General features: G+C 67.9%; 10 protein-coding genes. 2 read left to right on the top strand and 8 right to left on the bottom strand.

Annotation, left to right across the window (positions count from 1 at the left end; translation table 11 throughout):
- The first annotated feature begins 205 nt into the window (after positions 1-205).
- Both AC07UK_RS38500 and AC07UK_RS38495 read left to right on the top strand, forming a co-directional pair.
- On the top strand, positions 206-595 hold the full coding sequence (locus AC07UK_RS38500) for an OsmC family protein (protein WP_114136116.1): 390 nt from the start codon (positions 206-208) through the stop codon (positions 593-595).
- Between the two features lie 435 nt (positions 596-1,030).
- Positions 1,031-1,852, top strand: a complete 822-nt coding sequence (locus tag AC07UK_RS38495; RefSeq protein ID WP_436224424.1) for a hypothetical protein — start codon at positions 1,031-1,033, stop codon at positions 1,850-1,852.
- Between the two features lie 182 nt (positions 1,853-2,034).
- On the opposite strand, the gene AC07UK_RS38490 is transcribed toward AC07UK_RS38495, so the two are convergent.
- The 8 genes from AC07UK_RS38490 to AC07UK_RS38455 form a co-directional block, all read right to left on the bottom strand.
- A complete protein-coding gene (locus AC07UK_RS38490; RefSeq protein WP_494688318.1) occupies positions 2,035-2,796 on the bottom strand; it encodes a lipoyl protein ligase domain-containing protein in 762 nt (253 codons plus the stop codon).
- A 46-nt stretch (positions 2,797-2,842) separates the two neighbouring features.
- A complete protein-coding gene (locus tag AC07UK_RS38485) occupies positions 2,843-3,184 on the bottom strand; it encodes a carboxymuconolactone decarboxylase family protein (RefSeq protein WP_035824708.1) in 342 nt (113 codons plus the stop codon).
- 80 nt (positions 3,185-3,264) lie between these two features.
- On the bottom strand, positions 3,265-4,389 hold the full coding sequence (locus AC07UK_RS38480; RefSeq protein WP_436224426.1) for an acetoin dehydrogenase dihydrolipoyllysine-residue acetyltransferase subunit: 1,125 nt from the start codon (positions 4,387-4,389) through the stop codon (positions 3,265-3,267).
- Complete coding sequence (locus tag AC07UK_RS38475; RefSeq protein WP_013951850.1) at positions 4,389-5,405, bottom strand: alpha-ketoacid dehydrogenase subunit beta; 1,017 nt, start codon at positions 5,403-5,405, stop codon at positions 4,389-4,391. The genes AC07UK_RS38480 and AC07UK_RS38475 overlap by 1 nt, the downstream gene beginning before the upstream one ends.
- Positions 5,406-5,441: 36 nt before the next feature.
- Positions 5,442-6,443: a thiamine pyrophosphate-dependent dehydrogenase E1 component subunit alpha gene (locus AC07UK_RS38470; RefSeq protein WP_035824681.1), complete on the bottom strand. Its 1,002-nt coding sequence runs from the start codon at positions 6,441-6,443 to the stop codon at positions 5,442-5,444.
- A 71-nt stretch (positions 6,444-6,514) separates the two neighbouring features.
- Positions 6,515-7,594, bottom strand: a complete 1,080-nt coding sequence (locus AC07UK_RS38465) for an ATP-NAD kinase family protein (protein WP_436224428.1) — start codon at positions 7,592-7,594, stop codon at positions 6,515-6,517.
- Between the two features lie 235 nt (positions 7,595-7,829).
- Positions 7,830-9,836, bottom strand: coding sequence for a sigma-54-dependent Fis family transcriptional regulator (locus AC07UK_RS38460; RefSeq protein WP_436224429.1), 2,007 nt, complete (start codon positions 9,834-9,836; stop codon positions 7,830-7,832).
- 219 nt (positions 9,837-10,055) lie between these two features.
- Positions 10,056-11,096: an LLM class flavin-dependent oxidoreductase gene (locus AC07UK_RS38455; protein WP_436224430.1), complete on the bottom strand. Its 1,041-nt coding sequence runs from the start codon at positions 11,094-11,096 to the stop codon at positions 10,056-10,058.
- Positions 11,097-11,370 lie beyond the last annotated feature (274 nt).

The following is an 11,370-nucleotide window of genomic DNA, read 5'->3' as shown; positions in this document are numbered from 1 at the left end:
CTTGCTGCGTCTGCTTTGCAGCGCTGCGTTGTGTTGCGAGGGGGCGAATATTAAGTGACCGCGGCGGGGTTGGCAAGAGGTTCTTCGAAAAAAAGCCAACTCGCCCAAAAAAGGCATTTCAAGCCACTTCAGCCCTCGCCCGGCGCTGCTTATAGAATGGCTGTTCCGGCCCACCGGGCCTCTCTCTTATAGATGGGGACGTTTGATGACTATCCAAGCGACCTGGCAACCAAGCCAGGGCAACAGCATCTGCCACCTGACCAACGGGACTGCCGAGTGGCAGGCCGACCTGGATGCATCTGCCGGCGGCGACACCCAATACCCGAACCCGCATGACCTGCTGGATTCGGCCCTGGCCGCCTGCACCACGCTGACTTTACAGCTGTACGCCAAACGCAAGGGCTACGCGATCACCGGAGTCCATGTATCGGTCGCTCATGAAGAGGCCAACGGGACCTACACCATGAATCGCGAGGTCAAGGTCAGCGGTGAGCTCACGCCCCAGATCCTGGATGACCTGCTCCGCGTGGCGAACCGCTGCCCGGTGCACAAAACCTTGTCGGGACAGTTTTCCATCCAGACTTCGATTGCCTGACCCCACCGGCAAGATCGCGCCCTTTGCTATTGTCGACTCAAATGATAATCGTTATCATTTGTAGCTCTCGGGCTGTGACACTACCTGAGTCAGCAAATGGGTTCACCGGACACGCACGTGTCCGGTCTTTTCTTTCCGGCGACCCGCCGCCCGAGGCCGTCCCGTTCCGGCTGATTCCCTCCCGCCTGATGTCATCGTCCTGACGCACGCGGTGCGATACCGTACCTGCCGTGAACCACGCGCGTGCCCCACCCGTTCGAGGGGCATCCTGCTCCGGTATGTTGGCTGGCCCACCAAGGTTTCGTCGGATTCCGGTCAAACCGGCGCCGCGCGCTTTATCTGCCCTGCACCGCAGGCTTACCATGAACGGAAAGCAGAACAAGTAGAAGGCGCCAATAGAAAGCGCCGATACATCGAAGCGAGCGGGGGGATTCCTTGACCAACTTCATCGAAGCGTATTGCGCGCAGGTTCGGCTTGCGGGCGCAGTCGGCGTGATCGCCAAACCGGTTGTGGTGGCACAGGACAGCACCTACGCCATGCACTACGTGCCCTGCGAATACCTGAACACCCAGGCACCCCTGGTGCTGGTCAGCACCACGCCCGGCCACGCCCATGTGCGGCTGGCCGCCGCCGTCACCGAGGAACTGATGCGCGCCCATGCACCCGGCCGCGTGATCCAGCGCGAGAACAAGCGGCGCGTCGAGCTGGGCGGCAAGCTGGTGCGGCCCAACCTGATCCGCATGCTCGACCACTTCCGGGTGCCCGAACTGGTCGGCCTGCCGCACGCCGCGGCATTGTGGAACAACGGGTTCGAGCGCCTGCAACCGCTTGCCTTGCTGCCGCATGCCACCACGCGGCGCGGTCTGGCGTTCGACGGACCACTGGAAGAACTGCTGGAGACACCGATGCTGCGCGAGGTATTCGAAGCGCAGTTCCTGGGCGCCGTGCGGCAGATGCGCACGGATGCGCTGTACATCGCGCTGGGCCGTACCGCCTGGGCAGGGCTGCGGCATGCAGTCAGCCGCCGGCTGCTGGCCAAGTCTCAACTGCTGGGGATGATGCCAGTGCCGGCGCGCGCCGGCAGCATGGTGCGCTACTTCCTGCGCGAGATCGCCGCCAGCGACCTGTCGGCCAAGGACCCGGTGCGTCATCGCGTGGCTTGGCTCGATGCCGCCCATGCCGAACTGGAAGCCAGCGTGCGCAAGCTGCGCGCTGCCATCCGGCCGGACCCGCACTCCGCCTACCTGATCGCGTAAGCGATCACTCGCCTCCATGATTGTGCTTGATAGACCCCACCGAAGTGGGGTCTCGGTGGTCCACACTGTGTCGATAACGTCTCCTGAGGCATCTGACACGCCTCGCATTCCCGATTTTTAGCGGCCCCGCGTGGGCCGCGATTTTTTTTGAGATCGCCAATTGGCGTCTCCTGGTCAGGCGACTACGCTGGCGGCGGCGTCTGCCCGACGCTTCGCCGCAGCGCAGCCGATACCTGCGCCATCAGCACAGCGTCGTCATCGACCGCGCGGCCGCCAGCCAACAACGCCTCGCGCACGCTGACGACCTTGCCCGCGTCATAGCGCCGGCCGCTGTCGATGGCCGCTTCGAACGCATTGGCGCGCGCGTTGATCTGCACGGGGTCGGCGCTGACCAGCAGCACCGCATGGGCCAGCACCAGGTGGCGCTGCCCGTCGGGCGCTTGCATGGCCGCAGGTGCGCGCCGCCAGTACTGCGCCGTGCCGGCGATCTTGCGCGCGGCCTCGGGCGGGCCCCAGGCCAGGTTGAAGCGACCGTCGCAGAAGGAGCCGGCCACGGCCTGCCAGTGCGTCTCGACGCCCAGCGCTTGCAGCGCGTCGCCGATGACCTCGCACAAGTGCAGGTAGACCGCGTCGCTGCGCGCACCCGGCGGCTGTCCCACTGCGTAGGCCAGGCTCAGGTTGAGGATGCCAGGGCCCTGCGGCACCAGCCCGCCGCCCGACATGCGCAGGAACACCGGGCATCCCTGTTGCGAGAAGTCGGCGCGCGCAGTTTCCAGCGCGGCGTGGCGTAGGTAGGTGCGCGGCACCACCAGCGACAGCGGCGCCTCCCACAGCTGCGCCATCTGCCGGCCCTGTGCCGCGAGATCGAGCAAGGCCAGTTCATCCTGCAGCGGGTCGCTGCCCACCTGCCCGGCATGGGCCGCATCGACAAATTCAAACGGCATGGGATGGCACCAGCCTCCGGATGGCAACGTGCCGAGTCTAGCAAGGCTAGGCGTTGAGCGCATCGAAGTACGCCAGCGCCTTCGACGCATACATGGCGCCCGGTCCGCCGCCCATCTCGATATTGATGGCCAGCACTTCGGCCAGCTGCTCGCGCGTGGCGCGATGGCGCAGCGCCTGGCTGGTGTGGAACAGCACGCAGTCGTCGCAGCCCTTCTGCACCGCCAGCGCGACGGCAATCAGTTCCTTGACGGCGGCCGGCAGGCTGCCGTCCTGCGTGGCGGCCTTCATCACGCCCTGGAAGGCGCTCATGGCGGCGGGCTGGGCCTGGCCGAGCGCACCGAATTGCTTGTTGATCTCGGTCAGGCGGGTCTTCAGGTCTGTGGTCATGAGGTGTCCTGTCTTGCATTCGAACAAGGCGAACTGGCCGAGCGGATGGCGCCCTGGGGCGGCGCCATCCGCGCGCGGCCTCAGCCGGCCAGATGCTTTCTCAGCAGCGCGTTGAAGTCATTGGCCTTCTCCATCTGGCTCATGTGGCCAGCATCGGCAAAGACCTTGACGGTTGCTCCCGGCGGCGCGGCTTCAGCGTGCGCGGCCGGGATGATCTGGTCCTGACCGCCCCACACCACCAGCACGCGCTTGCCGCTGCCGGCCAGCCGCTGGCCAGGCTGCTCGCTCTGGCGGCCGCCGCCAAAGAGCCCCTGCCCCAGCGCCGTCAGCGCCTCGGTGACGCCATCCAGCCGCTTGTAGCGCAGCAGGTCGTCCAGCATCTGGCGGCTGACCAGCCCCGCGTCGGCGAACAGCAGTTCGACCACGGGCTTGAGCTCACGCCGGGACTGGGCACTGACGAAGCCTTCGGTATAGCCGCTGTTGACGGCGTCGCCAAAGCCCACCGGCGACACCAGCGCCACCGACAGCACCCGCTGCGGTGCATCCACAGCCAGCTGCGCCGCCACGCCACCGCCCATCGAATGGCCGACCACATGCGCCGCCTCGATCCCGGTCTCGTCCATGAAGCGCGCTACAAAGCCGGCCATCTGCGCCAGCGTCGTGCCCGCGAGCCGCGGCGACGACTGTCCGTGGCCGGGCAGGTCGAGCGCCACCACGGTGTACGCGTCGGCCAGGGGATCGAGGTTGAACAGCCAGTTGTCCAGGTCTCCGCCAAATCCGTGGATGAAGAGCACGGTTTCGGCGCCGCCACCCTTGCGGGCATAGCGGACCCGGATGCCGTCGACGTCGGCAAACTGGTACGCGGCAGCGGCGTCTTCTTCGCCAGCATCGTCCGCCGGCGTTTCATAAGCCGCGACATAGTCATCGATCTGCGCATCGCTCACCTCCGCAGGTGCCAGCACGCCCAGCAGCGCCTTCACCGGCAGCACGTCGCCGGCCTGCGCCACCTTGCGGCGCAGCGTGCCCGCGTCGGGCGCCTCCACCGCATTGGCAATCTTGTCGGTTTCCACGTCGAGGATCGGCAGGCCCACGGTAATCTCGGTGCCTTCGTCGACCAGCCACGCATTGACCGTGCCTTCCTTCATCGACAGGCCCCACTTGGGCATCACGATCGGGATAATCGTGGGGGAAATTGCGGTTGCCATCAGTGCTTGCCTCCCTTCATGGTCTTGCGCGCGGCGGCCACGATCTGCGCGGCGCTGGGGATGTAAAGGTCCTCCAGCGTTGGCGAGAACGGCACCGGCGTGTGCGGCGGGCACACCATCTCGATACCCGCCTTGAGCGCGCCGAACGCCTGCTGTGCAACCTGCGCCGAGATATCGGTGGCGATATTGCAGCGCGGGCTGGCCTCGTCCACCACCACCAGCCGGCCGGTGTTCTCGACCGATTCCAGCACGGTGTCCATGTCCAGCGGCGAGAGCGTGCGCAGGTCGATCACTTCCGCCTCGATGCCCTCCTTGGCCAGCGTGGCGGCCGCTTCGAGCGAGCGATGCACCATCATCCCGTAGGTGACGATCGACACGTCCTTGCCGTCGCGCACGATATTGGCCTCGCCGAACGGGATCGCGTAGGCGCCTTCTGGCACCTCGCCCTCCAGGCCGTAGAGGTTCTTGTGCTCGCAGAAGATCACCGGGTCGTTGTCGCGGATCGCCTGGATCAGCAGGCCCTTGGTGTCGTACGGCGTGGACGGGCAGACCACCTTCAGCCCGGGGATATGCGTGAACAGCGGCGTCAGCATCTGGCTGTGCTGCGCGGCCGCGCGAAAGCCCGCGCCGACCATCGCGCGGATCACCACCGGGGTCTCGGCCTTGCCGCCGAACATGTAGCGGAACTTGGCCGCCTGGTTGAAGATCTGGTCGAAGCAAACGCCCATGAAGTCGATAAACATCAGCTCGGCGATCGGGCGCATGCCGCAGGCCGCGGCGCCGATGGCGGCGCCCACATAGGCGGATTCAGACAGCGGCGTGTCCAGCAGCCGGTCGCCATGCTTGGCGTACAGGCCCTTGGTCACGCCCAGCACGCCGCCCCAGGCGTCCTTCTCGCCGTCCGCGCCGGCGCCGCCGACGATGTCTTCGCCCAGCATGATGACGCTGGGGTCGCGGGTCATTTCCTGGTCGATCGCCTCGTTGATCGCCAGCTTGATGCTCAGTTTGCGAGCCATGGTTTGTCTCCTGATATTGGGTTAGCGCGTGGCGGATCAGTAGCTGACGTAGACGTCGGTGAGCAGGTCTTCGGGCCCGGGCTGCGGTGCGGCCTTGGCCTCCTGCACGGCGTGCTCGATCAGCGCGGCGACCTCGCGGTCGATCGCGTCGAGTTCTTCGCGCGCGACCACGCCGGCCTGGGTCACGGCGCGGCCAAACAGCTTCAGGCAATCCTTGTTGGCGCGGATATCGTCGAGTTCGCCGGCGGCGCGGTAGGTTTGCGCATCGCCCTCGAAGTGGCCGTAGAAGCGGACCATCTTGCATTCGAGCAGCGACGGCCCACCGCCTTCGCGCGCGCGCCGGATTACTTCGCCGGCCGCTTCATGGACGGCGAAGAAGTCGGTGCCGTCCACCGTCACGCCCGGGATGCCGAAGCCGGCGGCGCGGTCCACGTAGCTGTCCACCGCGGTGCCGTAATCGCGCGAGGTCGATTCGGCATAGCCGTTATTCTCGATCACGAAGATCACCGGCAGGTTCCACACCGCGGCCAGGTTCAGGCTTTCCAGGAAGGTGCCCTGGTTGGAGGCGCCGTCGCCGCAGAAGGTGATGCCGACCTCGCCCTTGCCGCGGAACTTGGCAGCCAGCGCGGCGCCGCAGATCAGCGGCGCGCCCGCGCCCAGGATGCCGTTGGCACCCATCATGCCCTTGGACAGGTCGGCGATATGCATCGAGCCACCCTTGCCATTGCACGACCCGCCCTTCTTGCCGTAGATCTCCTTCATCATCGCCACCGGATCGACGCCCTTGGCAATGCAGTGGCCGTGGCCGCGGTGCGTGCTGGCGATGCGGTCGCCATCGTTCAGGTGGTGCAGGATGCCGACGCCCGCGGCTTCCTCGCCCGCGTACAGGTGGACGAAGCCCGGGATGTCGCCGCGCCCGAAGTCCACGTGCAGGCGTTCTTCGAAATCGCGGATGGTGCGCATCTTCCGATACACCGTCAGCAACGTCTCCTTGTCGAGCGGCAGCGCGGCGGAATCTTGAGAAGCTCTGGCTGTCATGTCTGTCTCCTTCGTTTTCAGGTGTTGCACTTCAAGAAAGGGGAAAAGCGGGCGGACGCGGTGCCCGCGCGTCATCCCGCCGCGGCGGGCTGCGGCAGGCGGCGCATCAGTTGGTGGCGCGCGGCATGGCGCATGCAGGCCGCGACGTCGATGCTGCGAAAGGCGTGGTCATGCAGGGTGACGGTGACTTCGTCGTCCGGGCCGAAGGCCAGTTCGCGCTCGCCGTCCAGCGCGACAATGCCGCTGCGCTGGCGCACGCGATGGGGCCGGCCGTGTTCAAGCCGCTGCCAGCCGGCCACCGGCACGGTGCACATCAGGCCGGGCGCGATCGGCGCGCACAGGTCGAATTCGCCTTCGCCGGGGGCGGCCAGCTCGATCGCGAGGCCGCCCTCTTCGCGCCGGCCCACCGGCTCCAGCAGCCCGGCGATGGATGACAGGCCGATGGCCTCGGGGTCGGCAAAGGACACGTAGACGGCGGCAAGCGTGTCGGTCTTCCACAAGGCGCGCGCGCCGATGAAGTGCTCGTGCGAGATCACCGCATCCACCAGCGCAATATCGCGGCGAAAGCCGCCGTTGCCGTCGCGGATGACGATGTCGAGCCGCTTGTTCGACGCCAGCGCCTGCGCAGGGGGAATGCGGCCCGTGGCATAGAGGCCGGTGGCCAGCCCGATGATGGTGGGTTCGCGCATTTCGGGGTAGGCATTGTTGGTGCCGGTCGACAGGCCCGCGATCGGCACCGCGCCGCACTCGCGCACCACCGCGCGGTGAGTGCCGTCGCCGCCCAGCACGATGATGGCGGCCACGCCCGCATCGGCCATGCAGCGCGCGGCGCGCAGGGTGTCGTCAACGCGCGCGGTGACCGGCATGTCAAGGTAGTCGACCGCGGGCAGGCCCGAGTCCGGCCCCTGCCGGCGTGCCAGGTGCCGCGCCAGCATGACGCGCAGGCCTTCGCGGTCGGGCATCATCAGCACGCGCTCCACGCCGCAGGACGCCAGCGCGGCCAGCAGGCGCAGCACGATATTGACGCGGTCGGCCAGCTGCAGGCTGTTGGCGTTGGCGATCACGCGGCGGATGTCGCGCGCGGAAATCGGGTTGGCGATGATGCCGACCACTGGCGCGATCTGCGCGCTGGCGCCTGCTGCGTGCCCCATTGCCTGTCTCCTGTTGTCGTTGTCTTGCCAGGCGTATTTGCAATGGCTGTGCCAGTGCGCGCAGGCAGTGAAAACCGGGGAAACAGGGGCCTCAGCGGGGTCGGATCCGAGGGATTACCCCAAGGCGGCAGGGCAAAAACGACGCTGCGCTGTGACAGGTGTCACAGCGCAGGTGTACAGGGGATGGACAACCGTATCGCGGGGATGGCGCGCGTGCGCCGTGCTGCCTGCCGGCTTATGCGTCGGTGGGCTCCGGGCCGCCGTCGCGCCGGTTGGGCGACTGGATGCCGTAGCGCTCCATGCGCCGGTACAGCGTCATGCGGCTGACGCCGATCTGCCGCGCGACCGCGCTCAGGTTCCAGCCGGACGCGCGCAGGTACTGCATCAGCAGCATGCCTTCCGGCGGCAACTGGTGCGGATCGAACGGTGCTGCAGTGGGTGACTGCGCGGAACCTGGCTGCGGCAGGACGGCGGACGGTGCGGGTCCCGCCAGGCTGTCAGGCAGGTCCGGCACATCGATATAGCCGTCGGCGCAGACCGCGCGCGCGTACTCCAGCACGTTGCGCAGTTCGCGCAGGTTGCCGGGCCAGCGGTGGCGGTGCAACCGCTCGCGTGCCGCGGGCGACAGCGTGATCTCGCCGCCTTCTGCGCCCCCTTCCTGCAGCAGCTTGCGGACCAGCCAGTCCAGGTCGGTGCGTGCACGCAGCGGCGGCAGCGTGAAGCGCGCGCCGTTGAGGCGGTAGTACAGGTCCTCGCGGAAGCGCCCGTCGGCCACCAGCTGCTCCAGGCTGTGGTGCGTGGCGGAGATGACCCGCAGCCGCACCGGTACCGGCCGCGCGGCCCCGACAGGCAGCACTTCGCCCTCGGCCAGCACGCGCAGCAGCCGCGACTGCAGCTCGCGCGGCATGTCGCCGATCTCGTCCAGGAACAGCGTGCCGCCGTCGGCCTCCTGGATCAGGCCGCGCTTGCCGCGCGGGCCTGCGCCGGAGAAGCTGTTGGGCAGGTGCCCGAACAATTCGCTCTCAATCAGGGTTTCAGGGATCGCCGCGCAGTTCACCGCTACGAAGGGCCCGCCGCGGCGCGCGCTGGCAAGATGCAGCGCCTTGGCCAGGAACTCCTTGCCGCTGCCGGTCTCGCCGTGGATCAGCAGGTTGATGGGCGAATCGACCAGGCGCGCCGCGCGCTGCAACTGCTGCTGCAGCGCGGCATCGCCGCCAGTCAGCGCCGCCAGGGCATCCGGCATCGCCGCCTGCGTTTCGGCGGGCGGCGCCTGCCAGCGCAGCGCGGGCGGCAACACGCTCAGGTACAGCAGGCCGCCGCTGCGGGTCAGCGCCACCAGGCGCTGCTCGCTCGGGCGCGAATAGACATAGTGGCCCAGGTCTTCCAGGCGCGCGTCGAACAGCGTCTCGAACCGCTGGCCCAGCACGGTGGCGCCCGGTGCGCCACCCAGCTCACCTTCCAGCATCAGCCGGGCGCGGTGGTTGTGGCCGACGATGCGGCCGGCCTCGTCAAGCGCCAGCAGGTATTCGGGATTGACGTCGACGAACTCCGGCGCCACGTTCAGCTTCAGGATCCAGTCGCGGCGGTGCGCGCGCAGGAAGTTGGCGTTCTCGATATGCGCGGCATAGATGCGCACCATCTGCAGCGCCAGCCCCTGGCTGTCCTTGGCCTGCGGCGAGGTCAGCGCGGAGATGTCAAGGATGGCGTGCAGGTTGCCGTGCGTGTCGAACAGCGGCGCGGCGGTGCAGGTCAGCGGGATATGGGTGGCATCGAAATGGTCGGCCTGGTGCACCGTCAGCGCCTGGCCCGTGGCCAGCGCAGTGCCGACCGCGCAGGTGCCGGCGCCGCTCTCGCTCCACTCGGCGCCCAGGTACAGGCCCGCGTGGCGCAGCGCGGCATCGCTGCGGGCTTCGCCGATATAGTCGACGGTCACGCCCTGCGCATCGGTCAGCAGCACCACATAGCCCAGGCCCGCGACCTGGCCGTACAGGCTCTGCAGGCCGTGGCGCGCGATGCGCGCGAAGTCGTCGATACGTTCCTGGTGCTCGCGCAGGCGCGGCTGCGGCAGGATGCGCGCCTCCTGCATGCGCGACGGATCCAGGCCGTACTGGTGCACGCAGCGGCGCCATGAGTTCTGGATGATGGCGTCGTGCGCGATCCGGTCCGCAAGCACGGCCGGCGGGGCAAGGTATGTGGTGGCCTGGACCACCGTCTCGATGTGCTCGCGTTGCCGCAGGTCCATCGTTGTCTCCTGTCGTCGCTGCCGTCGGCCCCATGGGTGATGAATGGGGTGGTGGATCGGGCGGACTGTCGGGCGCGTGCTGCGGGAGCCGTGCCTCTGTGTCTCGGGCCTTCTAATGTATCCGAGCGGATCGACGGTGCGCAAACAGGATTAGGGGAGGCGCGCTCACGGGCGCACGCCGCAAGTGCGGCGCACGCCATACCGGAGCATCGCAGGCGCTCAGAGCGCTGATGAGGTCTTCAGGCTGCGCGCAGCATCGGCGGCGATGGCGAACGAGCGCAGGCGCGCCTGGTGGTCATGGATCTGCCCGGCCAGCATCAGCTCGTCCGGGCGCAGGTCATCGACAAAGCGCTGCATGCCGGCACGCACGGTGTCGGGATCGCCCACCACGGAGCACGCCAGCGAGCGGCGGATATGGTCGGCCTCGCTCTCGGTCCACAGCGATTCGATATCGTCCACCGGCGCGCGCAGCTGCCCCGGAGTGCCGCGCACCAGCGCCAGGAACTGCTGCTGCAACGAGCTGAACAGCCGGCGCGCCTGGTCGCCGGTCTCGGCCGCAAACACGTTCAGGCCCAGCATCACATAAGGCCGGTCCAGCGCTTCGGAAGGCCGGAAGGTGCGCCGGTACAGGTCCACCGCCTGGCGCATGAAGCCCGGCGCAAAGTGCGAGGCAAAGGCGAACGGCAGGCCCATCGCCGCGGCCAGCTGCGCGCTGAACAAGCTCGAGCCCAGCAACCAGATCGGCACCTTGAGCCCTGCGCCGGGCACCGCGCGCAGGCGCTGGCCGGGGCGCACGTCGTCGAAATAGGCCTGCAGTTCTTCCACGTCCTGCGGGAAGGTATCGGCGCTGTCGGCCGACAGGTGGCGGCGCAAGGCGCGCGCGGTGGCCTGGTCGGTGCCGGGCGCGCGGCCCAGGCCCAGGTCGATGCGGCCCGGGTAGAGCGAGGCCAGCGTGCCGAACTGCTCGGCGATCACCAGCGGCGAATGGTTGGGCAGCATCACGCCGCCCGAACCCACGCGGATGGTCCTGGTGCCGTTGGCGACATAGCCGATCAGCACGGCGGTGGCGGCACTGGCAATGCCGGGCATGTTGTGATGCTCGGCCAGCCAGTAGCGGTGGTAGCCCAGCTGCTCGGCATGGCGGGCCAGGTCGAGCGAGTTGCGCATGGCCTGGCCGGCATCGCTGCCTTCAGGGATGGGGGCCAGGTCCAGCACGGACCAGGCAACGCCTGCGCCGTTGGGGATAGAGTCGTGATTCATGTGGTGGATGGCGGGCGGCTGGTGCCGCACGCGGGCAATGCGTATGGCTCGCTATCTTAGTGACCCCGGCGCGATCGTGCTGGCGGCCTGATCGCGGCCCTTCGGGCGGCGTGGGTATAGTCGGGGGTCGGGGGCACGAAAGATTGAGTCGCGCCGCGCTTGCCCGTACCATGCAGCCCGATGCGAAGGAACAAGCGGTCAACTACCCCGGCCTAAAGGCCGGAGCTTGAAAGGCAACTGACAAGCTCGGGTTGACCAGGCAAAGCGGTAACCA

The organism is Cupriavidus sp. GW821-FHT07C08 (assembly GCF_059419025.1).
Note: the sequence above shows the minus strand (reverse complement) of the source record. Positions and strands in the feature narration are given on the sequence as shown.